This is a genomic window from Paenibacillus oleatilyticus (assembly GCF_018998565.1).
Lineage (GTDB): Bacteria > Bacillota > Bacilli > Paenibacillales > NBRC-103111 > Paenibacillus_G > Paenibacillus_G oleatilyticus.
Window position 1 is genome coordinate 194244 of record NZ_JAHNZO010000010.1, and the last position, 26281, is coordinate 220524.

Sequence of the window (26281 nt, forward strand, 5' to 3'; positions counted from 1 at the left end):
CATTTCCAATTATTAAATAAAGAACATACGCGGGTGACCTGTTGCAGATAGAGGATACTCGCAAAAGCAAAGCGAATATTAAAGAGATGTAGAGGCAATTCGGATTGGATAAAAAATGATTTTTGAAGCACGTTCCGAAAATATTAAACGGGGCTTAGGGTTTAACCCAATCGTACTGTTTGGGAAGGAGCACATGAAATCCGGCATAGTTGGCAGTATCAAAACAAAGATATGAAAGGATTTACCAAAACTAATTTAGAAGCAGAGGCGGCGAGAATAAAGCGTCAACTAGTTCAGAACAAGTTTTCATGCGTACTTATGATTGCTGGAGTAAAGGAGGTTTCTTTTTGAAAGTTGAGCCAAATTTTCCGGATACGGTCGTCGTGTTAGTGAAACATGAAGGAAAATATACGTGGTATGTGAGTGAAAAAGAATTATGGATTATGGATTTATTAGAATTAGATAATGCCTTCCGCAGAAAGTTCAATCAACCTGAAGTAACTGAAACAAAGGCTGATTATGAAGAGCGGGAAGGATGCGAAATACTATCCGAAAAAAATATAGCACAATTTCAGGATGCTATGAAAGAGTATAAAGTAAGCTATACAGAATTGATTGACTATTTTAATCTATATTCCGAGGTTTACTTGGATGGAGTGAGTTTAACTGTTGAAACTTCTTTTTATTTGGATTTTGATAATAAAATTTTCTACTCCTTTTTTAAAGAACCTGGATCTTATGAACAGTTTGTTCCAACTGGCTGGAGGGGGATTTTTGAAGAGGACGTCCGAAAAGTAATTCCGGAAAATGCCAAACGGAACATCCGAAAAATTGCTTTAGACTTCTAATGTACTTTTGTTAAAATATGGAATTTAAATTTTATTAAATCCGCAGAAGATAGTGACAAATCGAACAATAAATCTACTTCGAGGACGTATACAAAATGAAAAATAAAACAATTTCTATTGCTACTATTCTATTCGTACTATTCATTTTATATTTTAACAAGGGTTGGATTGTAACGAATCTCTCATCGCCAGCAAGCAATGAAGCTGAAAGCGCAGTTGTACTGAATTTTCCATCGGACCGTTATCCGGAGACTGCCGCCCACATAAAAGCGGCGATTGAGCATGGGAAATCCTCCATTTGTACAATCGATAGAAAAGGCGCTGAAGCCAATCGAAAAGAATCTCTAAAAGGCGTGCCTGTAAAGCCTAATTTGGATCGAGACGAGTTCCCTATGGCCATGTGCGCAGAAGGCGGAAAAGGAGCCGATATCATGTATATAAGCCCTTCCGACAATCGAGGAGCCGGATCTTGGGTAAGCAATCAATTGGAAAAATACCCCGATGGAACGCGAGTGAGGATTGTTGTGAAATGAAGTATGGCGAAAGGGCCAATGGCTCTAGTCCATTGGCGCCGCATAAAAGTAACAAATGAATAGCAGCTCTTGCTATTCATTTATTTTGCTAATCGCTATGGTGTTTGTTAACTTATGAATAGAATAACCATTCAACATAAATTGAACAATGCTGTCGTTAAATTTTACTTCGGAGCCTTCTTCAAATGTAAACTTATAGGCTTCCAAAGGATTATCGGTATGTTTAAGATTGCGCATTAGCTCGAATATGGCATGAACCGGGTCAACAAATAAGTAGCCGCGATCAGGATGATGCAGTAAATAATTCACGCTTTGCTCAATAATCTTATGCATTTTTACTCACTCGCTCCAATCAATAAGCAATTTATTTTTTGCGGTAAGAATGAAAGCACAAAGAGTATATCACAATTTTTGGAATTGGTCATTAGACATTTTGATGATTATTACAATAGTGCGCAATAAATTCATCTTTTCACGAAAAAAATATGAGTTTTTCTTGGCATCTGTAACAAACAAGCCGCAGTATTTTAATCAATTCATATTTTATTCGGTCATATATTCAACCAGACAATTTAAAACAAAAAATGTTCATTTTTTGTTTAGTTTCCCCTTGTATATTAACTTAGGTCTTAAATATACAGGAGAGGATGACAAAAGATGTATCCATCGTGGAAGAAATATGCGGCCGAATTCATCGGGACTTTGGTACTCGTGCTGATCGGCTGCGGAAGTGCAGCTACGGCGGGGGGCGAGTTGGGGTATCTCGGAATCGCCTTCGCGTTCGGTCTGTCCATCGTTGCAATGGCCTACGTGATCGGTCCGATCTCAGGATGCCATATTAATCCTGCCGTTTCGCTGGCAATGCTCATACGCGGGAGGATGCCTCGAAAGGAATTTTTAGGTTACGTGATTGCTCAAACTGCCGGAGCCGTTATGGGGTCAGCGCTGCTATCCGCGATTATCCAATCAACAGGCAAGCCCGTAGCCAGTTTGGGACAGAACGGATTCGGCGAAGGGTACGGGATCGGGATAACCGGTACGATGGCATTTATCGTGGAAATTGTTTTGACGTTCATCTTCATTTACACCATTCTGGGAGTCACGTCCGATGAGGCTAACAGTCGTGTTGCAGGTCTTGTTATCGGCCTGTCGCTAGTGCTGGTTCACATTCTGGGCATCGGCCTTACCGGTACTTCCGTTAACCCGGCGAGAAGCTTCGGACCGGCAGTCCTATTGGGCGGGGAAGCCTTAGCGGAACTATGGGTATTTATTGTGGCTCCTCTGATCGGAGCGGTACTGGCTGCTATTGCCTACAGGCGGTTGAATGTCAAACTAGAATCGTGATTCGAGAGGCGCTGAGCAAATCGGCGCCTTGGTTTATTTTATTGATTTTCTAAATGCCCCCTCCGATACAAGGCGGGGGTTTGTGGCGTTTCCTTCGCCATTGACATTATTGTGCATATTGTATATTCTGTGTATGTAAGAGATACACAGTTGAGGTTTATGGAGGCCCCATGAAAATTATTATTTCCAATACGTCCGACCCGCCGATCTATCAGCAAATCAAAGATCAAATCAAGGACGCCATTATTCGCGGTGAATTAAAAGAAGGGGAAATGCTGCCTTCCATACGTGCCTTGGCCAACGATCTGCGCGTAAGCGTCCTTACGACCCGAAGGGTATATGACGAGCTTGAATCGGAAGGATTTATTACGACTAAAGCAGGCAAAGGGTCATTTGTCGCCAAGGAAAACTTTGAGCTGCTATTGGAATCGAAGCGGCATATGGTTGAAGTCAAGCTCACGGAAGCGTGGAAAACTGCCCGTTCGTTAGGCATTAGCAAAAGTGAGTTATATGCCATGATGGATTTGCTGTTTGAGGAGGGGGAAGAATGAAGCCCATTTTAGAGGTAGCAGGCCTGAAAAAAGACTTGGGGAATTTCAGGCTGGACGATGTCGGTTTTTCTTTGATCGAGGGCTGTATTACAGGATTCATCGGGGTGAACGGCGCCGGAAAAACGACGACCATTAAACTGATCCTCGGATTAATGCTGAAGGATGCGGGAGAGATACAATTTTTCGGAAAAGATGTTCAAAAAAACGAACGGGAATTCAAAAACCGTATTGGGATTGTCCTGGACGAAGGATATTTCTATGACGAGTTAACTTTGCTGGAGATGAAAAACATTGTCGCCCCGGCCTATTCCAACTGGGATAACGCTTTGTTTAACCGGCACCTGGAACGATTTGGGCTGCAGTTGAATCAAAAAATAGGGACGCTTTCCAAAGGGATGCGCATGAAATATGCCATCGCATTAGCGATTTCCCATCAGGCGGACTTATTAATTATGGATGAGCCGACGAGCGGTCTCGATCCGCAGGTGAGATTGGAATTGATGGACATCCTGCTTGATTATGTCAAGGACGGAAAAAGCGTCTTTTTATCTTCGCACATCACTTCGGATTTGGATAAAGTTGCGGACGCGCTAATTTTAATTGATAACGGTCGAATCGTTTTCAGTGAAGAGAAAGACATCTTGCTAGACAGACATGGATTCGTGAAAGGAGATCCCAGCGAGCTGAATGAGGTTACAAGGAAAATGTTTTTAACCTTGCACGAAACGGAGTATGGATTTTCCGGCGTGACGAACGATAAAGCGGCCGTGCGTCAGCACATGAAACATGCGCTCATCGAAAGGCCGACTATTGAAGATATTATGATAGGCTACATTAGGAGGTGACCCCGATGCTGTTTCATCTTGTGAAGAAGGATTTCCTGCTCGCGAAAAAATATTGGATCATTATGCTGCTTGCGGCAATGGTGCTCCCGGTCTTCATGCATACGAAGCTCAATTTTATTGCAGGGGATTTTCTGCCTTTTTTTCTGAGCACGCTGTACATTATTTTTTTGCTGTACAGTACGGTTTCCATGATGGAGTATAAATACAAAGGCTCGTCGCTTCTATGTGCGACCCCGTATACAAGAAAGACGATCGTGATGTCAAAGTATTTTTTTGTCATTTCCATTTTTATCGGTTGCTGCGGTTTGTACACCGTTGCGGCTCTGATCAGTCCGGTGAAAGTCGGGTTGCTTGCTCTGTCTGAGGTAGGCCGAACGTTCTTCTTGCTAAGCATCATTTTCGGAGTCATGATCCCGGTACAATATCGTTTCGGTTACGAAAAATCGAGATATATATTCTTTTTTCTGATCTTCCTGACGCCTTTCGTATTACCGAACATCATGAAAATATTACAACATAACGGAGCCGTGGTTCCGGTCTCGCTGCCTTTTTCACCATTTGTGCTGGACTTGCTCCTTGTTTTACTGGCGTTCGTTATCGGGGGAATCTCGATGGTTCTATCGATCCGGATTTTTTCTAAGAAAAATCTGTGATACTCTAGGGGGAGCATACCGATGAATTTCAACCGGAAAACAATCTTTTACTATTTAATAGGGCTCATTCTTGCTGTAAGTGCTGTGAGCCAGGCTATGAATAAAAGTTACCTTGCTCTATTTCCGCTCTTCGGTTCCGTTGCTTTTTTTGTGAATGCTTGGCGAGCGAATAATAAGTAATTTATACTAATCATATATATGCTTGCCTGAAGGGAGAGTGTAGCTAGTGCGCGATACCTGTGTTCCGTCTGGCGTAAAATTGAAAGACACCGGCTTCGGATATACGTTGTCCTTAATCGACGGTAAATATAAAATGATTATTATTTATTGGCTGGCTGAAAATAAAGTGATGCGGCATAATGAGCTGAAGCGAAGCATCGGCACTATTTCCTTTAAAACGTTAAGCATCATGTTAAAAGAGCTGGAGACCGATGGCCTGATCATCCGTAAGGAATTTCCCCAAGTACCTCCAAAAGTTGAATATTCATTATCTGAACGCGGTCTTTCTCTCCTTCCCTTGTTAAATATGATGTGCGAGTGGGGAGAGAAAAACATTTTGTCGGCTCAGGAGGCTTAAAATCGAAAGAAGTATCTCCCTAACAAGGAAATACTTCTTCTTTTAGCTTAATGCAGCTGATGCTTACAGGTTGTCGATAAAATTCACATAATCTTGTGCGCTCTTTTCCAATTCGCTGGCAGGGGACTCGATTTCTTCGCCTGGTACATTTTCGCCAGGTGCACTTTCCTTACCGTAAAATGCAAAGAACGAACGATAATCCGCATTGCAGTACCGGAAAGTCGTTTCAAAAGGAGACAATAAATGGTCAAGCGTATAGCGATATCTACCGGCTTCACTGTAGTCTTCTTTTTTAATTCCGGCCGATACGGCTAAAGCAGCTTTGCGATTTTTTAATTTATCGCCTTTTGAACCATAAGCCCAGCCATAAGCTAACACATCGTCAAGCCATTTCTTCAAGAGAGGCGGGCAATTGAACCAATAAATAGGGAACTGTAAAACAAGATTGCCATGCGATTCGATGAGTTCCTGTTCTTTATTCGCGTCGATGTTTCCGTCAGGGTACACCTTATGCAATTCGTGGACCGTATACTTTTCAGGGTACTTTCTGAGTTCTTCGACCCATCGCTTATTGATGACGGATGTTTCTATGCTTGGGTGGGTTACGATAACAAGAGTTTTCACAGCTTTGTCCTCCTTGAGTATGATTTACTTTTTGAGTATAAAGTGCACGCTGCAAATTTGTAAGTATGCACTTTTAGTACAGGTACTTACAAAAAGGTGAGTGTCAGTTATGGAATTTACCAGCTTAAATGAATGGACTGATACAAAGTGAATTACATCGTGTTTGATTTAGAGGCTACTTGTTGGGAAAATGACCGAACGAAACAAAACGAAATTATTGAAATCGGTGCTGTTAAAATTAATGACAAACTTGAATTTGTCGATGAATTTCAAATGTTTATTAAGCCGATATTAAATCCTTGGTTATCTGATTTCTGCAAAAAACTAACTTCCATTACACAAGAGGATGTTAATCAAGCAGAATACTTTCCGCAAGCCATTCAGCAATTTCAAGAGTGGATTGGCAAGGAAGATTATATCTTATGTTCTTGGGGCTTTTATGATAAAAGTCAACTAACGAAGGATTGTGAACTAAATAGATTAGATACGGATTGGCTTGCCAATCATATCAGCATTAAACATCAACATGGCAAGATGATTGGCAAAGAGCGGGGAGTAGGTATGGCAAGGGCGCTCGAGATGCTTAAGCTGCCGCTGGAAGGTACTCACCATCGGGGAATTGACGATGCCTGGAATATTGCAAAGATATTTGTAAGGATTTTTGACAAGCTGGAATTCTGACTTGTGCTTATAGGAGCGTGGGGACTTGATGAAATGGAAACTAGATCGTGCAGTTGATCTTCATAAAGAAGCGCCATATACATTTTATCTTCCGAGTGACTATGTTTTGAACCAACTAAAGGCAGGCGATCTCGTTAAGTTAATTTTTATGGCTGAAGAACCGTTGGATAACGGGTATGAAGGAGAAAGAATGTGGGTTGAAATCCTCGAAAGAAAAGATTCCGATTTCTGTGGCAAGTTGATGAACAAACCACACTATCTTGAATCCCTTCATTATGGAGATTTGATTCATTTCAATCTGGTACATATATGCGATACTCAGCTGGATGACCCGTATGCCATGGATATGGATTACTATTTGGAACAAAGAGTTACGGTAAGTAATGACGTGCTGTCAAGAAACGAATTTAACTTGATGCTGAGATTTGAACCCTACGACGATAGTGATTTAGGCTGGGTCTTCTTCAGTGGTCACGAAGAAGACGGGTTCAATGCAGATGCGAATAATTTTCAATTTATTTCTGTAGGGAAGATGCTGAACATGGATGATTCGATCTTAGCGTTTATAAATGACACTGTGCCTTGTGCATATGAGAGAGATCGTGAAACTGCAAAATTTGCTAGAATCGAGAATTATGATTGGAGTATTCATGAGTAAGGAAAACGATGATATGACGTTTAGATGTTCCAGATCGCAGTCTCAAGCTCTTAAAGCTAGCGTCCCATAGGGAGTATGTAACATTAAGTGTGAGCGGAGATCATGGTGATCGTAGTTATAAAATCTATAATGGATTTGTATCTGTAGAAGATGGTAGCAGATATATCGATGTAACATCTAATCGCAAAAGTGGTTATACTAAAGTCGCAGCAGTAAAAAAGGGGAAGGCATTAATTCGTGATACCGACAATAATGTAATTTATGAATTTAAGATTGTTGAGTAAGCATTTGGGGCAGACAAAATCTGTCCCTTCTTATGTACATTTTAAGCGAGTTATTCCGACAAGCCGCTATAAAATAGTGGCTTTTTTTATTTTGTTTCATAAATATGAATCTTTTATCGGTAAAAGGAGTATGTAATATTGTAAATGCCTTTACTATGCAAAGGACGACAAACATCGTGGAGGAAACAAAATGGAAAACGTGTTGATTTTATATGGTTTCAAGAAAAATGCATATTCTCGTACTTTTGTGCCTGTACCAGAAATTATGAATGCGGAATTTAAGGATGCGACAGTGATTAACGAGCACAATAGTAAAGAAAAAGTGATTTACCAGATTTATTACTTGGACGAAAATGATTTTGAATTTATTATCAGAATTATCGTTTCGTATCCCGATGATTCCATTACCATTATGGCTGACGAAGCAAATATTGCAGTCAGAGCTTACCAAGTCTTGTATAAGTGGAATGAGATATCGAAGGAAAGTTAAGGAGGACTGTAAATGAGAAACCTGCTCAACCTACTTGTTACACTTCTTGTTTTCTGGTTTGGGAATCATTACTTTAATCAGTATATATTGTGTTAACACCGATTAAGTTATGATTACTTGACAGGTATCTCACCGGATTTGAAATTCATGGTTTTTGGACATATGTGATTCTAACCATTGTGTTAAGCCTTTTTACTGTGAAAGTAAATGACAAAAAAAGGGATTGAAAGAGTGCACTTTGGATTAAATATAGGTCGATTAAATACCGCGTAAATCGCGGATTTTTTATTTTACCGGAACAAATTTTTGTCAAAGACTTGTGTCAAGACCCTATTTATTGGTTCTGTTTTTTTATAGTTTGGGGAGGGCAGGGGGCGTTTACGTATGTCCTTATACTGTTTGGTATCATCATGGCCAACCATTTTGCAAAAAAAGAAAAAAATGTTAACGAATTTGGAATATATTTGCCGATTTTGTATCAAAAAATATGATAATATGTTAAGTATATCCAAATATAATATTTACATGAAAAAAGGAGGCAATTATGAAAAAATCGATTCCTGTACTTTCTTCTTTGGCTGCTGCGCTGCTGCTTTTCTCCCAAGTTGCTTTTGCCCATGAATCCAGCCTTCCGACAACGGATAGTTTTCCTGAAGCCTCAAATCAGGTACCCGTCAAAAATGCAGAAGTCAAGGTCACCAATCTACTCAGCCAAAACAAAAACGCAGATGAGAAAAATTCAATTTCTACACTTCAGCCATTAGCAAGCCTTGCTCCTCCAGCGCTCCAGAAGGGCACTACATTCAACTTCTCGCAGCGCGATTTCGGCGAATCCGTCGTGCAGACAAGCGACGGCGGCTATGTATTCGTAGGCTCTACCACGGTTAATGGAAACGAGGATATCCTGTTTGCCAAGACGGACGCATCCCTGGCGCTTCAATGGGCATATGCGCTTGGCGGGGCCGCGGAAGAAACCGGTGCCGAGGTTCGGCAAACGAGCGACGGCGGGTATATCATCGCCGGGACAAGCAATGCGAGTGGTTCTAAAGATATCTACTTGGCGAAGACAGATGCCAATGGAGCGATACAATGGGCAAAAACATACGGCGGGCCAGGCCAAGAAGAGGCTGCAGCGATGGAAATCGGGCATGACGGCGGCTACGTCATTGTCGGCGCCAAGGGAGACAGCCAGTATACGACTGATGCTTTCATGCTTAAAGTGGATGCCAGCGGTAATGTTCAATGGAGCCGGACATACGGTCAGGTGAATCTGGAAGACCGCTTTTATGGCGTAAGCGTAACACCGGACGGCGGCTATGTGGGCGCCGGATATAAAACCATCAAACAAACCATTCCAGGAGGGACGGAACAAGCGATGTACGGGCTGATGGTAAAAGTATCCGGCTCCGGAGCGACGGAATTCGAATCTACTCTGGACAAATATTCCATGCTACATGGTGTTGCCGCAACGAGCAGTGGCTATGTGGCTGCAGGGTCCATCAACAACTTTGGTCAGCCGAACAGTTCCCAGGGGTATAACATCTTTGTAACCAAGGTCAGCACTTCAGGAGGCAAGTTGTGGGCGAACCAGTTTCATTCCACGAATGGCGATTTTGCCAATGATGTCAAAGCGGCCAAGGACGGTAATTATATCGTGACCGGGCTGACGAGTCCGCAAGTTGGTAAAGAAGATTTGGTGCTGATGAAAGTCAACAACGCAGGAAATGCATTATGGTCGAATATGTATGATTTTGGGAACACTGGTGAAATAGGCAAGCGTGTGGCAACGACCAATGACGGCGGTTATGTGGTTACGGGTTCGTTCCAAAAGGACAGCTCCAACGGCAATTATGACGTCCTTTTGGCGAAATTTACAAGCGATTAAGCATCCGCGAGAAAGTTTTGGAGTAAAGGGGCTGCCCCAAAACTAACATGGCCTGACGGCCACCATGAATGAAAATGTACTAGGCCTGTGAATCTGTATGTTCCATACTGGAACTGCAGGTCGCAGGCTGATGTTTTTTTGGTAGGATAATTACTCTGAGTCCCAATCCTGAAGAAGGTTGCCGTAACTGGAAAAGTGGAATTTACCATGAGATAGGTAGTTAACTACTAAAGGAATAGAGTGTGATTTCAATGAAGTACATCGTCATCTTCGAAATCAATCTTATGGAGCGGCTGACCATAGGTCAAACTGCTCCGTTTGCTAAATGGAAATCCGACAAGAAACATGGCTTTATTGCTGTTCTTTGTGAATGAGTTCAGAATAACTGCATGTTTCCTCAAGAGACTGGATGAGAAATTTATGATCAATTGGCGCTGACATGACAATCAATATGGTATAGATGCCGTATTTGTCACATTGATTGCCAAATTCCTCAAGTGAACGTGTTGAATCGGGCTGGCTTTGAAGATGAAAAAGGATTTGTTTATCCACTTGATCCATGTTAAGGGCCACTCCTTTAAAGTAAAGGTAAAATGATTAAAATAACTAGTTTTCATTTGAAATAACTTCAAACAACCTATACATATCCATGTAAATACTGTGTATTAATCCTTACAATAAACATGAAACAAGCAAGTATCAATGTTGATTTTTCCCAGAAAGAGATGAGAAGGCCTAGGAAGCAGTTCTGAGAGAGATCAAAGAGGAAACGGAAATCACAAAGATTTCGATATACATTATATGTTGCATCTGTCTTTGTGGCTTATGTTGATGAAGCTCAATCAACATAATTGTCCTTTGCTTTTTCACCACGCTCATGGTGTTGACATGGTTCATTTGAAATATGGTATACTCACAAAGTAAAGGGGGTGCTTTACTGATGGAGAATCTCTTGAGATTGTCTGTGACTTCTTTCACTCATGCAAAGCCAATATTGGAGAAGCGTTACTTTGCATGGGGCGAAATGATTTCTAAACGCTGAATAATTTTTCTTCAATAGTTGGCTTTGCACCTTATTTCTAATAATAAGGAGTGAAGCGAATTGAAATATACGAATGCAAAAAAAATATTACCCGAAATGCTAATTATAGAGATTCAACAATATGTCCAAGGTGAGAGCATTTACATTCCTAAGCAGGAGAAGGAACATAAACATTGGGGAAGCTTGAGTGGCGGAAGGCAGTGGTTAGATCACCGAAATGCGGCTATTAGACACGCTTTTAAGAATAATAGCAGTATTGAACAGCTTGCTAAGGACTATTTTCTCTCCATTGAAACCATTAAGAAAATTGTTTATTCGGGAAATAGAAGTAGAGAACGGCACTGATGAAGGTTTCTTCGTCAGTGTTTTTTTATGCCGAAAACAGCTCTAAGTTATGGTTTACATTTTAATTGATTATTGCGCTCTTTAGAATAGGAGTAGTGAATGAAATGATCAAGAAAGCGAGGAAACGGTAGCTATGAAAGAACAAAAAGGCAGAAGCAGACATCTGATCGACCAGGAGATTATTAGTGCAATTGATTTAATACCGACAAGCGATCTTTCCGAGAATACGCTCATGGAATCACGGGAAAATCAAGCAAAAATGTTGCCGCAAACCGATGTAACGCAGCTGTTTCCTGTTATATTCGAAGAAAGGGCGGTGCCAAGTTATTTTGGCGGTCCTGACATTCGCATAGAAATGATTAAACCCCGCCAACCAAAGTACAATAAGATGCCCTTATATTATTCGATTCACGGTGGGGGAATGGTTTTGGGCAGTCCGGTTGTTGATCGCCAAGGGAATGCGGCACTGGCTGCGCAACATGGTTTTTGCTGCGTATCTGTGTCCTACCGCCTGGCGCCGGAACATATTCAGCCAAGTCAGTTGCAGGATTGTTATTCGGGCTTGAAATGGTGCATTGTACATGCCGATGAATTAGCGATAGATACTCAGAAAGTCGCTGTCGCGGGCAGCAGCGCCGGCGCCGGATTAGCGGCGGGTCTAGCCATGTACGTTCGCGATCAGAAGGAATTCGACATCCAGCATCTAAGACTGCGCAGCCCAATGCTTGATGACCGCACGAGTATTTCACCGGAGCATCCATATGCTGGCGAGTATGTTTGGACAAAAAGAAGCAATTATTTCGGTTGGAAATCGGTATTAGGGCATGAACCCGGTCAAGAAGGGACAAGCGAGTATTACGTGCCAGCGCGTGCAAAATCACTGGCCGGTTTACCACCCACTTATATAAGCATTGGCAGCATTGATTTGTTCATAGATGAAGCCTTATTGTTTGCAAAACAACTAGCCTTTGACGGTGTTTTAGTTGAATTACATGTATACCCTGGTTACCACCATTTGGCTCCAATGTTTCCGAATGCGCATTTTTCTCAAGAAGGCGCCAAATCAAGTGAATACGCCTTGCTGAAAGCCTTGGAGTTACTTTGATTTTAAGACTGATTTAAAAGTGGCGTGGAAGCCAAGACATTAGTGCTGTGGAAGAGATAGGGCGGTTGATCCCGCTCGTACAGGACAAGCGGCCGCTCGGCGGACGGGCGACAGCCTACGTCTGCGAGAACTATGCCTGCCAGCCACCCGTGAGCGACTTGGAGGAGTTGCTGTAGAGCGGCAGCGATGAGAGTGGTTTTTAATAAATCAGAGAGAGGTGGTAAAATAGGGGTAACTGACAAAAAGGACTGACTTTCATGCAAGAGCTGAAAAGGATCGTACACAAGCTCAACCAAGCGGTAGAACAAAACAAACATATTATAGGCGCAGCCGTCGGTTGCGGCCTTTTTGCCAAATATGCCGAAATCGGCGGCGCAGACCTTATTCTGGTCCTGAATGCGGGGCGGTTTCGCTTAATGGGGTACAGCTCGACGGCCAGCCTGCTTCCTTTCGGCAACAGCAACGAGATGGTTATGGAGACAGGCATCCAAGAGGTGCTTCGCAATGTAAGCTCCATTCCGTGTATTTTTGGTTTATGCGCCACCGATCCGGGGATTGTGCTGGACGATTACTTGGACGAGATCCGCGATGCCGGATTCGCGGGAATTACCAATTATCCGACGGTCGGATTGATCGACGGTGTGTTTGGCGAAGCGCTCCAGGAAGCGGGAATATCTTTCGATAGGGAAGTCGCCGCCATACGTAAAGCCAGTGAGAAGGGCCTGTTTACCATTGCGTTTGTCTTTAATGAAGAACAGGCTGCTCAGATGGCTGCTGCCGGGGCACATATCATTTGCGCACACCTTGGATTTACCAAAGGCGGAAGCTCGGGGGTTAAGCTCGCCATAAGCTTGGAAGAGAGCGCAGCTCTATCCGACAAAATCTTTAAAGCCGCCGAAACGGTCAATCCGGACATTTTCAAGCTTGTCTACGGAGGGCCTGTCAATTCCCCGGAAAATGCCGAGTACATCTACAGCCATACGAAAGCGATGGGCTACATCGGCGGCTCCAGCTTCGAAAGAATTCCGACAGAGGCAAGCATCATCCGGGTGACGGAGCTGTTCAAAAAATACCAGGAAGTCAAGTCGGAAAACAAACAGCTCAGACAGCAGCTGGATCTGCACACGGCGATCAAGCAGGCTGACTATGTCCGCTATATCACCTCGTATGTGACCATGCATCTTCATGAGCCGATCACGTTTGATCATTTGTCCAAAGAGCTTCATCTGAACCGCAACTATTTGAGCCAGCTTTTCAGAAAGAAAATGGGGATCAGCTTCTCCGAATGGCTGATTCAGACGCGAGTCGGTACCGCCAAAGATTTGCTGCAAAATGAACACAGCAGCATTCAAGACATCGCCCGGCAGGTCGGCTATGAGGACGCGTCTTATTTTAGCAGACTGTTCAAAAAGGAAACCGGCATGACGCCAAGCGAGTGGAAAGAAATTTCCAATAATAATAACAATATCCCAAGGAATTAATCCTTGGGATATGTAGGCTGTTGAGAGAGTGGTCTTCACTAATACAGAGGAACATACGGAGGTGGGGTATGCACTGGAGGAGCGATAGCGTTCGCCTTTGTCCGCGGGAAATATCAGCTGCGAAGCGGCTTCAAATCAAAATTTCCTGCGGACAAGAGCGACCGGAAGTGTATACCCCACCCCCTCGTATTACCTGTACTGATCTCTGACCACTTTCTCAACAAGTTCAATATCCCAAGGAATTGATCCTTGGGATATGGCCGTTCCTTAATTTCTGCGTAAGCTGACAAAACGCTGCGTTTGCTCGCGGATCGCACGCTCGGTGGGCAAACGTTCCATGGAGCTTGCCCCGTAAAACCCGTGAATTTCCGGGCATCTTTCCAGCACATAGGCGGCATCGTCCGGTTCGGCAATCGGACCGCCATGACACAGAATAAGAATGTCCGGTCTGACTTGGATCGCCGCAGCCGCAATGGAGCGAATCTCTTCGACACACTGGTCCAACGTCTTCGCGGTCTGGGCCCCGATCGTTCCCGAGGTCGTCAAGCCTAAATGAATGACAAGAATATCTGCGCCGGCATTCGTCATTTTTACCGCATCCTGCTCGGAGAACACATAAGGTGTCGTGAGCAAATCCTCTTCATGCGCCAGCCGGATCATTTCGACTTCTTTATCGTAGCCCATATTCGTTTCTTCCAGATTCATGCGGAAGTTGCCGTCGATCAGTCCGACCGTAGGGAAGTTTTGGACGCCGACAAAGCCTTCGTCTTTGATCTGTTTCAAGAAACGGCTCATGACCCGCATCGGGTCCGTACCGCATACCCCCGCAATAACCGGCGTTTTCTTCACAACCGGCAGCACTTCGCTTGCCATTTCCATTACGATCGAGTTGGCATCCCCATACGGCATAAGACCGGCTAAAGAACCATGTCCGGCCATCCGGAACCTTCCCGAGTTATAAATGACGATCAGATCGATCCCGCCGTCTTCTTCGAACTTGGCGCTAATTCCGGTACCTGCGCCGCCACCGATAATGTAGCCGCCTTGCTTGACCTTCTCCTGCAGGGCTGCCAGTATACGTTGTCTTGTCGAATGCATGATATCGTCTCCATTTCTCAAGATAAGTATGAGTCCGTACTGACAGTATGGCCGAAAGCGCAGCACGAAACCATAGATTATTGTAATTTCAATTAGTATTATGGTAGGGTCTAACCGAAAAGCTTATCATAATCCTACTTGATATTACCTAAATCTATTCTTTTGTCCGTCCGATTCTGCGATAGTAGAGTAGAGATATGTAAGCGCCGCCAATCACACAAAAAATATATAGAGGAGGCACATCAATGACTGGGAAAATTGTCATTATCGGTACCCTCGATACGAAGGGGAAGGAAATTTTATTTATTAAAAATATCATCGAAGGCTCGGGTATATCCACGATTGTGATGAATACGGGAGTCATCGGCGGCACAAGCTGGGATGCCGACATTTCGAACGAAACGGTCGCTCGTGCAGGAGGAGCGTCGCTTCAGGAGCTGGTTGCGAAGGATGACCGGGGCTATGCGATGGATGTGATGATGAAAGGTGCTGCGGCTCTCGTGGCAGAGCTGTACCGGAACAAGGAAGTTGCCGGTGTGATCAGTTTGGGAGGATCGGCGGGAACGACGATCGGCACGTATGCGATGCAAGCGCTCCCGGTCGGCGTTCCGAAGCTCATGGTATCCACGGTTGCGTCCGGAAATACGAGACCCTATGTCGGGGAAAAAGATATTACGATGATGTATTCGGTCGTCGATATTTCGGGCATCAACCGGTTGTCCGCCAACATTCTTGCCAACGCCGCTTATGCCATTGCCGGAATGGCGAAGGGCGTTCCGCCGCAATTGGAAAATAAACCATTGATCGCGGCAACCATGTTTGGGGTGACCACGCCTTGCGTAAATAAAGCAAGAGAATACCTGGAGCAGCAGGGATATGAAGTGCTGGTTTTCCATGCAACGGGCAGCGGCGGCATGGCAATGGAGACGTTGATTGAAAGCGGCTTTATCGAAGGCGTATTGGATGTCACCACAACGGAGTGGTGCGACGAGCTGGCGGGCGGCGTGCTTTCGGCCGGACCGGGCCGTTTGGATGCCGCCGCCAAAGCAGGCATTCCGCAGGTCGTATCGACCGGAGCTTTGGACATGGTGAATTTCGGAGCGATGGATACGGTTCCCGAGAAGTACGCAGGCCGAAATCTATATAAGCATAATGCGACCATTACGCTCATGAGAACAAATGTAGAAGAAAACCGGCAATTGGGTCAAATCATCGCCTCCAAACTGAACCGCTCGACCGGCCCTTGCGCGTTATTCCTGCCTCTAAAAGGAGTCTCGCTGATCGATAGCGAGGGTCAGCCCTTTTATGGACCGGAAGAGGACGCCGCGTTGTTTGATGCCCTAAGAACGAATCTTGACCGGGAACGTGTCGAATTGGTTGAACTGGAGCATAACGTCAATGACGAAGCCTTTGCTCTGGCTATGGCGAAGAAACTAATCGAATTGATGAAAAAATAAATCGGATAAGCGAAAATGATCAGAAGCGGCGTTTCCAGAGGCTCTCGGCCCGGGAAAGGCCGCTTTTTATATTGCAGTCAACCCGATATGGTTGCTCGGATTGTATCTCATAGTTCTCTTACTTCGCTGGCATCGTTATCCAAAACTTCCTTGAAAGTATGGACGGAAATGGATATTGCATGTATAATCATTTACTGATAATGATTATCAGTATCATGGTGCACGAGGCAAAAACCTCTTCATTCCAGCAAAGATAAGGATGGTTCTCATGAGCGTACATACGGAGGCTGCGCCCCAATCCACGCCGAAGCTGCGGTCCCGGCCGGTAACGGCAACGATTGTTTTGTTTGCGGGACTTGCTGTTTTGTTAATGGGGCTGGCCTTGTCGATTTCCGTCGGTGCGGCGGATATCCAGCTTTCCACCGTATGGGAAGCCGTGTTTCAGTTTAATCCGGACATTACCCAGCATCAGATCATTCAGGAGCTGCGTCTTCCGCGGGCGCTTGCCGGAGCGCTGGTCGGCGCCTGCTTCGCCGTGGCCGGAGCGATTATGCAGGGGATGACCCGCAATCCGCTTGCCGATTCGGGGCTGCTCGGCCTGAATGCGGGGGCAGGGTTCGTGCTTGCTCTCTGCTTCGCCTTTTTTCCGGGGATGCCGTTCATGCAGTTAATTCTGTATTCGTTCCTCGGCGCTGCGGTCGGAGCGTTTATGGTGTACGGGGTCGGTTCCATGTCCAAAAACGGCCTGACACCGGTCCGGCTTGCTCTCGCTGGTGCTGCTGTCACTGCCCTTCTTGTCGCGGTCAGCGAGGGGATCGCGATTTATTTCAACATCGGACAAGATCTCGCTTTCTGGTATGCCGGCGGGGTAGCCGGGACGAAGTGGGTACAGCTCAAAATCATGACTCCATGGGTTATTGCCGCCCTAATCGCGGCATTGCTGCTTTCCCGGTCCATTACGCTGCTGAGCCTTGGCGACGAAGTGGCGACGGGGCTGGGCCAGCGCACGGGCTGGGTGAAATTGGCTTGCGCCATTGTCGTGCTGGTGCTTGCGGGCACGGCCGTTTCCGCGGTTGGCGCGATCGGCTTCGTCGGGCTTATCATTCCGCATATTGCCCGGTCGCTGGTCGGCGTCGATTACCGCTGGATTATTCCTTGCTCCGCGGTGCTCGGCAGCTTGCTCATGGTCGTTGCCGACATCGGGGCGAGAATGATCAATCCGCCGTATGAGACGCCGATCGGTACTTTGATCGCCTTGATCGGGGTTCCGTTCTTCCTTTACTTGGCGCGCAAGCAGAGGAGGGAGCTGTAGATGGAAGCAGTGAAAATGGGAGCGACGGAACGCCGCAAAAAAATTCAGGCCGTCACGGTTTTATCCATTCTGGGCGTGTTGATTGTGCTTGCTTTTCTCATCAGTATGAACACCGGATATACCAGGCTGTCACCGCTCGATGTCATTCGAACGCTATTCGGTGCGGGTACGGCGAAGCAGGAGCTTATTTTGTTCGATTTCCGGCTGCCCCGCATCGTTATCTCGGTGCTGATCGGAGCGGGCTTGGCCGTTTCGGGGTGCATTTTGCAAGGGCTGTCCCGCAATCCGCTGGCCGATCCGGGCATTCTGGGGATCAATGCGGGTGCTGGCTTGATGGTCGTGCTCTTTATCTCGTTTTTCCCGTCGAAGACGGCGGCACCGGTTTTATTATTGCCGATTCTCGCTTTCGTCGGGGCAGGGGTCACTGCAGCCATCATCTACGGACTGGCTTATAAGAAGCACGAAGGCTTGTCGCCAACAAGTATGGTTCTTACCGGGATTGCCGTCGCAGCTGGCATCAGCGCTTTAATGGTGGTGCTGACGCTGCGGTTGAACCCGCAAAATTACCAGTTCGTCGCCGTCTGGCTGGCGGGCAGCATCTGGGGTTCGAACTGGAAGTTTGCCGTCTCCCTTCTGCCGTGGTTGATCGTGCTGCTGCCTTATGTGTTTTACAAAGCCAGAGTGCTTAATGTGATCAATCTCGGGGAACAGATGGCGACCGGCTTGGGCGCGCCCGTTGAGAAGGAACGGCTCGGTCTGCTTGCCGCTGCCGTCGGGATTGCTGGCGCTTGCGTCGCGGTAGGGGGAGGCATCGGTTTTGTCGGCTTGATCGGTCCGCATCTGGCCCGGCGCTTGATCGGTCCGAAACACGAAATGCTGCTTCCGGCCTCGGCCTTGGTCGGCGGCCTGCTGATGATCGTCGCCGATACAATTGCGCGAGTCGTTATCCAGCCCGCAGAGATTCCTACCGGAATTGTTGTTGCGATCATCGGTGCGCCGTATTTTCTTTACTTGCTTGCCAGAGCGAGATAAATCAAGAGTACTCGAGAGCAGTGGATCAAGAGGGGGCACTAAAATGAGAAAATCAAAGTTTTCCTTCATTTCCGTATTTTTACTTATCCTGGTGATCACAGGCTGCGGGGCCAATTCATCCGATTCCAAGCAGGCCGCTTCTGCCGACAGCTCCGGCACGAAGACGGCGTCAGAGCGCGTCTACAAGCACGCGATGGGCGAGGCGAAAATTCCCGTCAAGCCGGAAAAGGTCGTCACGCTCCAATATGTGAGCCATCTCCTGTCCATTGGCGTCAAACCTCTCGGCGGCCCGTCCTATCTCCTTAAGGATCTTGGAGAGAAAGCGGCTGGGATTGAAAATGTCGGCGATGTCGGAAAATACAATTTCGAAAAATTATTGGAGCTCCAACCGGAGCTGATCATCGCTGATGACGTTGACCAGGAAACGTACGATAAATTATCCAAAATCGCTCCGACAGTCGTCATTCCGTGGATGGATTACGACGTGTTCGGTCATGTTAAGGTCATGGGCGATATCATGAACCGCCAGAGCGAAGCGGAAGCTTGGAGCACGGCGTTCCGGGCCAAATTCCAAGCGGTGCGGGAGCAGATTCAGAGCGTCATCGAACCGGGAAAAACAGCGGCGATCTATAACATTCGCCCGAAAGAAATTTACGTGTACGGCGTACGGAATTTCGGTTTTACCATCTACAAAGCGCTGGAGCTGACGCCTCCGCCACTGGTGAAGAAAGAAATCGAGAAGGACCCGAATTTCTGGGCAGTTCCGGTGTCCCTGGAGCTGCTTCCGGAGTACGCCTCTGATTATTTGTTCGTGTCGGTATTCGGTGATGACGATTCTATGAAGCGGCTGGACGAAATTTCAAAAACTGCGCTATGGGCGAACCTGCCTGCCGTCAAAAACAATCGGGTATATATGCTGAATCTCGATACATGGTTCGGCTACACGCCGCATGATATCGAGAAGCAGCTGCAGGAGATTGTGACGATGCTCAAAAAGTCTTAAGTCTTACTCTCATAGGAAAGACCGCCGAACAAGCCCGGCGGTCTTTTGCGTATTACCAATTATTTCTGCTGGATCATCGTATTCCATAATTCCTTCGTATCGTAGCCGAGACGCCATGCGGCCACACCGGCCAATTCGTACTTTTTGGCGATATCGATCCGCGCTTTGACGGTTTCTTCGTTTTCCAGCCAGAAGACGTTCTTGAAGCCGTCCTGCTCGTACTCGACCTTGTACTGATTGAAGCGGCTGTCCCAGCTTAGATTTGCTTGCTTGGAGGAGATGAGGCCGGTCAAGTCCTTCATCAGCAGCGCGCGGTTGCTGTCCAGCTTGCCGGATTTGTCAACCTTCCACTCCCGCACATAGAACGGAATTCCCATGATCAGCTTGTCGCGCGGAATGCCGTAGGACAGAAATTCCTGCACGCCCTGTTCAACCCAAGGCAGACCGGCTACGGAACCCGGTTCGGTACTGCCCTTCCAATATTGGTCGTAAGTCATCGTGATGACGTAGTCGACGATCTGGCCGAGCTTTTCGTGCTCGAACGCGGTTTTGGCATTCCATGCGGCGCTGCCTCTTGGCAGGTCGACCGAGATGACAAGTCCTTTTTGATGGGCCGCATCCGTGATTTCCTTCATAAACGTCGTGAAGGCGGAGCGGTCCGTGCCTGCGACGCTCTCGAAGTCGATGTTCAGCCCGTCCGCCCCGATGGCGACGGCTTTATCGACCAGCGCGGAAATGAACTTGCTGCGGGCCTGCGTCGAGGCGAGAAATTGCGTCGTCATCGCCGTGTCGAACTGGTTGTTGACAAGCGGATGGACGGAATACCCCTGCTTTTTCAGCCAAGCGACGGTTTCTTTGTTCGAGCTGTCGGTCACATTGCCCGAGCCGTCGGCAAGTTGAAAGTAGGTGGGGGAGACGACATCTAGCCCCGAGGTGTTGTTTACTTGACTGCGGATCGTGGTGTCGCTGGAGCTTCCGTTCCAGCCCCAGAACTGCAGATCGCGAAGGTTGTTCCAGATGCTGGACCCGTCGTCGTACAGTCGAATGGAGGCGTTGGAATAACCCATGGCGTAGGATAGCGCGCCGCCGATCGTAGAGAAGTCCGCAATCCATTTGTCTTTTTGAAACACTTGATAATAAGGATAATTATTCCATATGACGCGCGCGGTGCCGTCAAGTCCCGCCGCTTCGTCATCGGTGATCCGGGTATGATCGAACTGCTTGGCGTACGCTATCGCCTCGTCAATGCTAAGGAACGAATTCAGCACCGTGTCGAACTGGTACACTTTATACGGTTTGACGTTGGAGTAGACGACCTTGCCCGTTTCGGTGTTCACAATCTTCGAATTGCCCCAATTGAGCGATTCGTTCACGGCATCCTCTAAGTATGCAAACTTCCAATTCTCAGCGGAATATGTACCTTGATAGATTTGATAAATTTTGCTGCCGCTGCGCAGCTCCGCCTTGCGGCTGGCCGGAATGTTGTCCCATACCCAGCGGTGCGTGCCGAGCTCGACGATATGGGCGTTGCCCCATTTTTTTGCTTCGGCGATCGCTTGGTTCAACGTTTCGAAGTTCCAGGAGTCCATCGTAATATCGTCACCTTGGTAGACGCGGTATTTCGGGTAATTGCTCCATACCCAGCCGCCGGATTGCAGGTCGCGTACGCTGGCATGTCCCCAATTGGACGCTTCGCGTATCGCCTGATCCAAGCTGGCATACTCCCATTTGGTCGAGCTGTAGCCGTTCTGGTATACCTTGTAGCGGGGGTAGTTATGCCATACCCATTTACGGGTGCCGATTTCTTCGACGTGGCTGTCCGCGAACTGTCTGGCATAATTTTCGGCGGACTTGTAATCGGACGTCTCCAGCAGCATGGTGGTATCCTGATAGACGCGGAACTTGGATGTCTTGTCGGCTGCCATAACGGAGCCCGCGGAAGAGAGGAAGAGCGTCATTACGGACAACGTCAGCAGGGTGTTGCGCTTCAACATGCATCAGCCTCTTTCTGGTCAGTCTACTCTATTAAACGTTAAAAGAGGCCTCGAAGTTGCGAGGAAAATAATAGAATCCCGAATGAGGCGGCCATTGGATGCAAAAAAATAACCCTCCAAGCCATCGCTTGAAGGGTCGTTCGGAAGGTCAGCCGATATCGGCGACGATTTCGTCTTCCAGCACGAGCTGGATTTGATCGCGGAAGACGCGGATATTTTGCTCCTTGAGCAGGTAGCGCTCGATCGCTTCCAGCATGTTGGCGGCGATCAGGATCTGGCTGCGGCCTTCGGCGTGCACTTCGGCGGAGAAGCCATGGTCCTCGTCCCACATGAGCTCCACTTCAACCTGCGTCGGATGAATTTGCTTTCGTTCGGCGATATTCAGGCATATCGCATTGATAATATCTTGCTCCGATAGTCGCATATCCCGGTAACCTCTTTATCCTCAAATTTAGAAACGCTTCGGTTCTTCCTTGAATTTCTTGCGGTCGCGGAAGTAGACGAAAATTTTGCGGATGACGACGAACAGTACGACAAGCGCAAGCACGTTCACCATCAAGCCCAACAAGTCGCCGAGGAAGCCCATGCCGCCGAACAGGCTTCCGAAGAGAAGGCCCGCCAGACCGCCGATCATCAGGCCTTTCATCAGACCGCCGCTGAAAAATCCCGGTTTCTTTGCCGGTGTTGCCGCCGTGCCGGCCGGCGATTTGGAAGCAGCCGGTTCGGTTTTATTGATGCCGTTGTTCGGCGTTTGCGTGGTGTTGGAACTGCTGGGCGTGTAGCTTTTTTTCGAGGACTTGTAGCCTTTGGCGTCGACCATACCGGGTGCGGTGAATGAAAACACCAGCATACAAGCCATCAAAATGAGAGATAACTTTTTCAACATCTTTTTGCATCCTCCATTGATATAGAATAAACTTCCTGTCATAGCTTACTACGTATAATGTGGGCGATGGTTTCAGAATTTAAACGAACTTGCTACAATAGAAGATGAAAAGATCATTTTTATGAACAGAGGGACATTGCGATGCCTAACTATACCAAAGCGTATATTCAATATTTGGTGCACTTCCATGCGGAGCGCGATTATTTCGAATGCCACGAAGTGATGGAAGAATATTGGAAGGAGCATCCGGAAGATCCTTGCAGCGAGGCTTGCGTCGGGCTGATTCAAGTGGCCGTATCGCTCTACCACCAGCGGCGGGGCAATCGGGCCGGGGCGGTCAAAATGCTTGCTAGCTCGCTCCAACGGTTTAAGGACGAGCAGCTGGAGCAGCTCGGCATCGACGCGGCCGAATTCCGGCTGCGTCTGCAGGCGCGTCTGCGAGAACTGGATAAGGCCGATTTTGTCTATACCGATTTGGATATTCCGCTGCAGGACGAGGTGCTGACCGCTTTATGCCGGGATGCCGCCGCTCAAGCGCAAGCCGAGTGGGGACAGCCGAGCAACTTGAACGATACGTATCTCGTTCATAAGCATACGCTACGCGACCGCAGCGGCGTCGTAGCGGAGCGTGAGCTGCAAAAGCAGCGCAGGATGGAGCGCAGATCGACGGGGGACGGCATATGAGCCGGATGCACATAAGCGGCGAACCGCAGAAAATTATGGTTGTGGACGACGAGCCGCATATCGTCGAAGTCATTCGGCTTTATCTGGAGCATGCGGGCTATATCCCCATTCTGCACTTCCGGGGCGGAGAGGTGCTGGAGCGGGTGAAGGCCGAAGCGCCCGACCTTGTGCTCTTGGACGTCATGCTGCCCGACGTATCGGGCTTCGAGTTGTGCAGCCAGATTCGCAAGCTGCCAGGATCGGAGGGCGGGACGCCGATTATTTTCCTGACCGCTAAGGGCGAATCGATCGATAAGCTGCGCGGCTTTAACCTCGGGGTGGACGATTATATCGTCAAGCCGTTCGACCCGAACGAGATGGTGGCGCGGATCAAGGCCGTCCTGCGACGCGCCGGGCAGCAGGGAACCGCTGCGCCCGTACCTGCCGAGCATGCCTCGAAGCCGCTTGAGGTCGGCAATTTGAACATCGACCTGGATCAGTACAAGGTAAGTTTAGACGGGAGCAGAGTCGACCTGACGCCCAAGGAGATCGAGCTGCTGCATTTTTTGGCCGCCAGCCCAGGCAGGGTATACACCCGCGAGGATCTGCTCGGATACGTATGGAACTTCGATTTCAGCGGCGGTACCCGGACCGTGGACGCCCACGTGAAAAATTTGCGCAAGAAGCTCGGCTCCCATGAGGCCTGGACGATTCAGACGCTGTGGGGCATCGGATACTCGTTCGAGGTACGCGGCACATGATCAAGCGGTGGCTGCGCAGCCTGTATATTCAAATCTTTCTTTCCTTTCTCGCCACCTGCGTGCTCGTGTTCGTAGGTTTGGCCGTATTTTGGAATTCTTACTTTACGGATTTCTTCTATAAGGACAAAAAAGAGCTGCTGCGCTCGCGTTCCGCCGAAGTCGTCAAGCTGCTGCCTACGTATCAGGAAGGGGCGCTTTCCACAAGAGAACTGCGGCTCGGCAGCCGGATTATCGGCCGCAGCATCAACGGCTCCGTATGGCTGGTCGACGCGAAAGGCACGGTATTGAACGGCTCGTCGGACCGGGAAGGGACGACAATTCCGAAGCCGCTGGACCCGCTGCTGGCCGAAGGGCTTAAAGGCGGGAGCGGGTATTCGGCGGGGCAGTACAAGGTCGATCCGTACGGCGGGGAAGGGCTGCTGGCCTATTACACGCCCGCGGAGCTGAACGGCCAGCCGATCGTCATCATGATGCTCGTCCCTGCGCTAGAAAGCAGCGAAGCACTAAAGGCCATTCGCTGGAATATTTTCGTTCCGCTGCTGTTCTCTTTGGTCGCCGTTGGGGTCATTCTTTTCATCCTGTCGCGCAAGCTGGCCGGTCCTCTTCAGCAGATGAACCACGCGGCACTTGAAGTGGCGAACGGGGACTTTTCAACGCGGGTACCGGTCTCGTCCGACGACGAGATCGGCGAGCTGGCGCGCAGCTTTAACTTCATGGTCGGTCAGCTGGAGCAATGGGACGATAACCGCCAGGAGTTCCTGGCCAACGTTTCGCATGAGCTGCGGTCGCCGTTGACATCGCTGCGCGGGCTGATCGTCGCGATGAACGACCGGGTCATTCCGCCCGAGAAATTTTCGCATTATTTGAAAATATGCGATCATGAGGTGCAGCGGCTGCAGCGGCTCGTAGACGACTTGCTCGACCTCGCCCGCATTCAGAACGGAACGGACGTCTTCCGGACGCGCCCCGTTGCGCTGCCGGCCAAGGTGAGCGAGGTGCTGGAGCTGGTGCAGAGTGCCGCTTCCGACAAAGGGCTGCATGTGCGCTTGACCGGTCCTATACCGGGAACGCCGACGATGCGGTGCGAGCTTGATCCGGACCGTTTTGCGCAAATTTTGCTCAACCTGCTGTATAACGCGATCCGGTTCACACCGTCCGGGGGAACGATTACCGTCGAGCTTGCGGCCGAGGGAGAGGAGGCCGTTATCCTCGTGCGCGATACGGGGATCGGCATGAGCGAAAGCGAGCTGCTCCGGATCTGGGACCGATTCTACAAGGCGGAGCCGTCGCGCTCCGGCGATTCGGACGGCACCGGGCTCGGTCTGACCATTGTCAAGCATCTCGTAACAGGGATGAAAGGGTCGATTGCGGCAGCAAGCGAGCTCGGGAAGGGCACGGAATTCCGAATCACCTTCCCGCTCCTCGCTCCGGAGCGATATGGCAGTTGATGGGACCGCTGGAAACCAGTCTCTTGTGAAATAGCGAAAAAAAAGATAAGATTTTAAAAAAAACATCAGTCTATTTTTTAGAACAGGAAGGATGAAGTGCGAATGCCGAATTTACTATCCCAGATCATGGAGTACAACCGCTCGTTTGTCGAGGAGCAAAAGTACGAGCCTTATTTAACGTCAAAATTTCCGGATCGGAAATTCGTCATTCTTACTTGCATGGATACGCGTCTTATTGAGCTGCTTCCGGCCAGCATGAATATCAAAAACGGCGACGTGAAGATGATCAAAGCGGCCGGAGGCGTCGTCTCGACTCCGTTCGGCGGCATCATGCGCAGTATTATCGTGGCGATTTACGAGCTGGGTGCGGATGAAGTGCTGGTCGTCGGCCATCACGATTGCGGGATGAGCCACTTGAACCCGGAGCGCGTGAAGGAGAAATTCGTGGCGCGGGGGATTAAAGAGGAGACGCTCAAGACGCTGGAATATTCGGGCCTGAACCTCGAACGGTGGCTGCGGGGCTTCGAAGATGTCAAGGAAAGCGTCAAAAGCAGCGTGAATATTATCAAGAACCATCCGCTCGTACCGGACATCCCGGTTCACGGGCTGGTCATCGACCCTTCGACCGGCAAGCTGGATGTTATTGTCAACGGCTACTAAGCCGTTCCCGGAACGAAAAAG

At 48.1% G+C, this 26281-nt stretch carries 30 protein-coding genes; 23 read left to right on the top strand and 7 right to left on the bottom strand.

The genetic code is table 11. The features are described 5' to 3' along the window. Positions 1-347: 347 nt before the first annotated feature. Both KQX66_RS15325 and KQX66_RS15330 read left to right on the top strand, forming a co-directional pair. On the top strand, positions 348-848 hold the full coding sequence (locus tag KQX66_RS15325; RefSeq protein WP_216793710.1) for a hypothetical protein: 501 nt from the start codon (positions 348-350) through the stop codon (positions 846-848). Positions 849-943: 95 nt separating this feature from the next. Next, on the top strand, positions 944-1381 hold the full coding sequence (locus KQX66_RS15330; protein WP_216793711.1) for a NucA/NucB deoxyribonuclease domain-containing protein: 438 nt from the start codon (positions 944-946) through the stop codon (positions 1379-1381). Between the two features lie 72 nt (positions 1382-1453). On the opposite strand, the gene KQX66_RS15335 is transcribed toward KQX66_RS15330, so the two are convergent. Continuing rightward, complete coding sequence (locus KQX66_RS15335) at positions 1454-1714, bottom strand: hypothetical protein (protein ID WP_054975508.1); 261 nt, start codon at positions 1712-1714, stop codon at positions 1454-1456. 324 nt (positions 1715-2038) lie between these two features. Here KQX66_RS15335 and KQX66_RS15340 point away from each other — a divergent pair, with 324 nt between their 5' ends. The 5 genes from KQX66_RS15340 (at position 2039) to KQX66_RS15360 (ending at position 5351) form a co-directional block, all read left to right on the top strand. Continuing rightward, positions 2039-2725 (top strand): MIP/aquaporin family protein, encoded by a 687-nt coding sequence (locus KQX66_RS15340; protein ID WP_216793712.1) that lies wholly within the window; start codon positions 2039-2041, stop codon positions 2723-2725. Positions 2726-2895: 170 nt separating this feature from the next. Further along, on the top strand, positions 2896-3276 hold the full coding sequence (locus KQX66_RS15345) for a GntR family transcriptional regulator (protein ID WP_216793713.1): 381 nt from the start codon (positions 2896-2898) through the stop codon (positions 3274-3276). Further along, positions 3273-4121 carry an ABC transporter ATP-binding protein gene (locus KQX66_RS15350; protein ID WP_216793714.1) on the top strand — a complete coding sequence of 283 codons (849 nt, stop codon included), beginning with the start codon at positions 3273-3275 and terminating at the stop codon, positions 4119-4121. Before KQX66_RS15345 ends, KQX66_RS15350 begins: the two co-directional genes overlap by 4 nt. Before the next feature lie 5 nt (positions 4122-4126). Then, entirely contained in the window at positions 4127-4774 is a 648-nt protein-coding gene (locus tag KQX66_RS15355; protein ID WP_216793715.1) for an ABC-2 transporter permease, read from the top strand. A gap of 226 nt (positions 4775-5000) precedes the next feature. Then, positions 5001-5351, top strand: coding sequence for a winged helix-turn-helix transcriptional regulator (locus KQX66_RS15360; RefSeq protein WP_216793716.1), 351 nt, complete (start codon positions 5001-5003; stop codon positions 5349-5351). Between the two features lie 63 nt (positions 5352-5414). Here the strand turns inward: KQX66_RS15360 and KQX66_RS15365 are convergent, their stop codons facing one another. Further along, the gene (locus KQX66_RS15365) at positions 5415-5975 is read right to left on the bottom strand and encodes an NAD(P)H-dependent oxidoreductase (RefSeq protein WP_216793717.1); all 561 of its coding nucleotides are present in this window, start codon (positions 5973-5975) and stop codon (positions 5415-5417) included. 147 nt (positions 5976-6122) lie between these two features. Here KQX66_RS15365 and KQX66_RS15370 point away from each other — a divergent pair, with 147 nt between their 5' ends. The 5 genes from KQX66_RS15370 (at position 6123) to KQX66_RS15390 (ending at position 9973) form a co-directional block, all read left to right on the top strand. Then, positions 6123-6656 (top strand): 3'-5' exonuclease, encoded by a 534-nt coding sequence (locus KQX66_RS15370; RefSeq protein WP_216793718.1) that lies wholly within the window; start codon positions 6123-6125, stop codon positions 6654-6656. Between the two features lie 28 nt (positions 6657-6684). After that, entirely contained in the window at positions 6685-7314 is a 630-nt protein-coding gene (locus tag KQX66_RS15375; RefSeq protein WP_216793764.1) for an immunity protein Imm33 domain-containing protein, read from the top strand. A gap of 89 nt (positions 7315-7403) precedes the next feature. Next, positions 7404-7598 (top strand): hypothetical protein, encoded by a 195-nt coding sequence (locus KQX66_RS15380; RefSeq protein ID WP_216793719.1) that lies wholly within the window; start codon positions 7404-7406, stop codon positions 7596-7598. Between the two features lie 190 nt (positions 7599-7788). Further along, the gene (locus tag KQX66_RS15385) at positions 7789-8088 is read left to right on the top strand and encodes a hypothetical protein (RefSeq protein ID WP_216793720.1); all 300 of its coding nucleotides are present in this window, start codon (positions 7789-7791) and stop codon (positions 8086-8088) included. A 544-nt stretch (positions 8089-8632) separates the two neighbouring features. Next, the gene (locus KQX66_RS15390) at positions 8633-9973 is read left to right on the top strand and encodes a hypothetical protein (protein ID WP_216793721.1); all 1341 of its coding nucleotides are present in this window, start codon (positions 8633-8635) and stop codon (positions 9971-9973) included. A gap of 351 nt (positions 9974-10324) precedes the next feature. Here KQX66_RS15390 and KQX66_RS15395 read toward each other — a convergent pair whose 3' ends face one another. Beyond that, positions 10325-10534 carry a hypothetical protein gene (locus KQX66_RS15395; RefSeq protein WP_216793766.1) on the bottom strand — a complete coding sequence of 70 codons (210 nt, stop codon included), beginning with the start codon at positions 10532-10534 and terminating at the stop codon, positions 10325-10327. A 541-nt stretch (positions 10535-11075) separates the two neighbouring features. Between KQX66_RS15395 and KQX66_RS15400 the strand changes: the two genes are divergently transcribed. The 3 genes from KQX66_RS15400 (at position 11076) to KQX66_RS15410 (ending at position 13946) form a co-directional block, all read left to right on the top strand. Beyond that, positions 11076-11360, top strand: a complete 285-nt coding sequence (locus KQX66_RS15400) for a CD3324 family protein (RefSeq protein WP_216793722.1) — start codon at positions 11076-11078, stop codon at positions 11358-11360. A gap of 133 nt (positions 11361-11493) precedes the next feature. After that, complete coding sequence (locus tag KQX66_RS15405) at positions 11494-12465, top strand: alpha/beta hydrolase fold domain-containing protein (protein WP_216793723.1); 972 nt, start codon at positions 11494-11496, stop codon at positions 12463-12465. 257 nt (positions 12466-12722) lie between these two features. Beyond that, entirely contained in the window at positions 12723-13946 is a 1224-nt protein-coding gene (locus tag KQX66_RS15410) for a phosphoenolpyruvate hydrolase family protein (protein ID WP_216793724.1), read from the top strand. A 267-nt stretch (positions 13947-14213) separates the two neighbouring features. Here the strand turns inward: KQX66_RS15410 and KQX66_RS15415 are convergent, their stop codons facing one another. Further along, positions 14214-15044 carry a phosphoenolpyruvate hydrolase family protein gene (locus tag KQX66_RS15415; protein WP_216793725.1) on the bottom strand — a complete coding sequence of 277 codons (831 nt, stop codon included), beginning with the start codon at positions 15042-15044 and terminating at the stop codon, positions 14214-14216. A 245-nt stretch (positions 15045-15289) separates the two neighbouring features. Here KQX66_RS15415 and KQX66_RS15420 point away from each other — a divergent pair, with 245 nt between their 5' ends. The 4 genes from KQX66_RS15420 (at position 15290) to KQX66_RS15435 (ending at position 19848) form a co-directional block, all read left to right on the top strand. Further along, entirely contained in the window at positions 15290-16501 is a 1212-nt protein-coding gene (locus KQX66_RS15420; protein WP_216793726.1) for a Tm-1-like ATP-binding domain-containing protein, read from the top strand. A 268-nt stretch (positions 16502-16769) separates the two neighbouring features. Then, positions 16770-17813, top strand: coding sequence for a FecCD family ABC transporter permease (locus KQX66_RS15425; protein WP_216793727.1), 1044 nt, complete (start codon positions 16770-16772; stop codon positions 17811-17813). Continuing rightward, entirely contained in the window at positions 17814-18845 is a 1032-nt protein-coding gene (locus KQX66_RS15430) for a FecCD family ABC transporter permease (RefSeq protein WP_216793728.1), read from the top strand. It abuts the gene before it with no gap. 43 nt (positions 18846-18888) lie between these two features. After that, a complete protein-coding gene (locus tag KQX66_RS15435) occupies positions 18889-19848 on the top strand; it encodes an ABC transporter substrate-binding protein (RefSeq protein WP_216793729.1) in 960 nt (319 codons plus the stop codon). 59 nt (positions 19849-19907) lie between these two features. Here the strand turns inward: KQX66_RS15435 and KQX66_RS15440 are convergent, their stop codons facing one another. From KQX66_RS15440 to KQX66_RS15450, 3 genes are all read right to left on the bottom strand, one after another. Continuing rightward, entirely contained in the window at positions 19908-21842 is a 1935-nt protein-coding gene (locus KQX66_RS15440) for a glycosyl hydrolase family 18 protein (RefSeq protein WP_216793730.1), read from the bottom strand. A gap of 148 nt (positions 21843-21990) precedes the next feature. Then, positions 21991-22266, bottom strand: coding sequence for a YxcD family protein (locus KQX66_RS15445; protein WP_036685355.1), 276 nt, complete (start codon positions 22264-22266; stop codon positions 21991-21993). Between the two features lie 27 nt (positions 22267-22293). After that, on the bottom strand, positions 22294-22728 hold the full coding sequence (locus KQX66_RS15450) for a hypothetical protein (RefSeq protein WP_216793731.1): 435 nt from the start codon (positions 22726-22728) through the stop codon (positions 22294-22296). 141 nt (positions 22729-22869) lie between these two features. Between KQX66_RS15450 and KQX66_RS15455 the strand changes: the two genes are divergently transcribed. From KQX66_RS15455 to KQX66_RS15470, 4 genes are all read left to right on the top strand, one after another. Further along, on the top strand, positions 22870-23412 hold the full coding sequence (locus KQX66_RS15455) for a DUF309 domain-containing protein (RefSeq protein ID WP_216793732.1): 543 nt from the start codon (positions 22870-22872) through the stop codon (positions 23410-23412). After that, entirely contained in the window at positions 23409-24152 is a 744-nt protein-coding gene (locus tag KQX66_RS15460; RefSeq protein ID WP_216793733.1) for a response regulator transcription factor, read from the top strand. Before KQX66_RS15455 ends, KQX66_RS15460 begins: the two co-directional genes overlap by 4 nt. Continuing rightward, entirely contained in the window at positions 24149-25600 is a 1452-nt protein-coding gene (locus KQX66_RS15465) for a sensor histidine kinase (protein WP_216793734.1), read from the top strand. The genes KQX66_RS15460 and KQX66_RS15465 overlap by 4 nt, the downstream gene beginning before the upstream one ends. Positions 25601-25702: 102 nt before the next feature. Further along, positions 25703-26260 (top strand): beta-class carbonic anhydrase, encoded by a 558-nt coding sequence (locus tag KQX66_RS15470; RefSeq protein ID WP_063180382.1) that lies wholly within the window; start codon positions 25703-25705, stop codon positions 26258-26260. Positions 26261-26281 lie beyond the last annotated feature (21 nt).

Bases quoted from the DNA above. Each gene is read 5' to 3' on its own strand.
- KQX66_RS15345 (WP_216793713.1), top strand. From the start codon at position 2,896: ATGAAAATTATTATTTCCAATACGTCCGACCCGCCGATCTATCAGCAA.
- KQX66_RS15415 (WP_216793725.1), bottom strand. From the start codon at position 15,044: ATGCATTCGACAAGACAACGTATACTGGCAGCCCTGCAGGAGAAGGTC.
- KQX66_RS15445 (WP_036685355.1), bottom strand. From the start codon at position 22,266: ATGCGACTATCGGAGCAAGATATTATCAATGCGATATGCCTGAATATC.
- KQX66_RS15410 (WP_216793724.1), top strand. From the start codon at position 12,723: ATGCAAGAGCTGAAAAGGATCGTACACAAGCTCAACCAAGCGGTAGAA.
- KQX66_RS15385 (WP_216793720.1), top strand. From the start codon at position 7,789: ATGGAAAACGTGTTGATTTTATATGGTTTCAAGAAAAATGCATATTCT.
- KQX66_RS15425 (WP_216793727.1), top strand. From the start codon at position 16,770: ATGAGCGTACATACGGAGGCTGCGCCCCAATCCACGCCGAAGCTGCGG.
- KQX66_RS15350 (WP_216793714.1), top strand. From the start codon at position 3,273: ATGAAGCCCATTTTAGAGGTAGCAGGCCTGAAAAAAGACTTGGGGAAT.
- KQX66_RS15340 (WP_216793712.1), top strand. From the start codon at position 2,039: ATGTATCCATCGTGGAAGAAATATGCGGCCGAATTCATCGGGACTTTG.
- KQX66_RS15440 (WP_216793730.1), bottom strand. From the start codon at position 21,842: ATGTTGAAGCGCAACACCCTGCTGACGTTGTCCGTAATGACGCTCTTC.
- KQX66_RS15455 (WP_216793732.1), top strand. From the start codon at position 22,870: ATGCCTAACTATACCAAAGCGTATATTCAATATTTGGTGCACTTCCAT.
- KQX66_RS15420 (WP_216793726.1), top strand. From the start codon at position 15,290: ATGACTGGGAAAATTGTCATTATCGGTACCCTCGATACGAAGGGGAAG.
- KQX66_RS15335 (WP_054975508.1), bottom strand. From the start codon at position 1,714: ATGCATAAGATTATTGAGCAAAGCGTGAATTATTTACTGCATCATCCT.
- KQX66_RS15450 (WP_216793731.1), bottom strand. From the start codon at position 22,728: ATGTTGAAAAAGTTATCTCTCATTTTGATGGCTTGTATGCTGGTGTTT.
- KQX66_RS15470 (WP_063180382.1), top strand. From the start codon at position 25,703: ATGCCGAATTTACTATCCCAGATCATGGAGTACAACCGCTCGTTTGTC.
- KQX66_RS15355 (WP_216793715.1), top strand. From the start codon at position 4,127: ATGCTGTTTCATCTTGTGAAGAAGGATTTCCTGCTCGCGAAAAAATAT.
- KQX66_RS15430 (WP_216793728.1), top strand. From the start codon at position 17,814: ATGGAAGCAGTGAAAATGGGAGCGACGGAACGCCGCAAAAAAATTCAG.
- KQX66_RS15395 (WP_216793766.1), bottom strand. From the start codon at position 10,534: ATGGATCAAGTGGATAAACAAATCCTTTTTCATCTTCAAAGCCAGCCC.
- KQX66_RS15375 (WP_216793764.1), top strand. From the start codon at position 6,685: ATGAAATGGAAACTAGATCGTGCAGTTGATCTTCATAAAGAAGCGCCA.
- KQX66_RS15435 (WP_216793729.1), top strand. From the start codon at position 18,889: ATGAGAAAATCAAAGTTTTCCTTCATTTCCGTATTTTTACTTATCCTG.
- KQX66_RS15405 (WP_216793723.1), top strand. From the start codon at position 11,494: ATGAAAGAACAAAAAGGCAGAAGCAGACATCTGATCGACCAGGAGATT.
- KQX66_RS15465 (WP_216793734.1), top strand. From the start codon at position 24,149: ATGATCAAGCGGTGGCTGCGCAGCCTGTATATTCAAATCTTTCTTTCC.
- KQX66_RS15390 (WP_216793721.1), top strand. From the start codon at position 8,633: ATGAAAAAATCGATTCCTGTACTTTCTTCTTTGGCTGCTGCGCTGCTG.
- KQX66_RS15330 (WP_216793711.1), top strand. From the start codon at position 944: ATGAAAAATAAAACAATTTCTATTGCTACTATTCTATTCGTACTATTC.
- KQX66_RS15460 (WP_216793733.1), top strand. From the start codon at position 23,409: ATGAGCCGGATGCACATAAGCGGCGAACCGCAGAAAATTATGGTTGTG.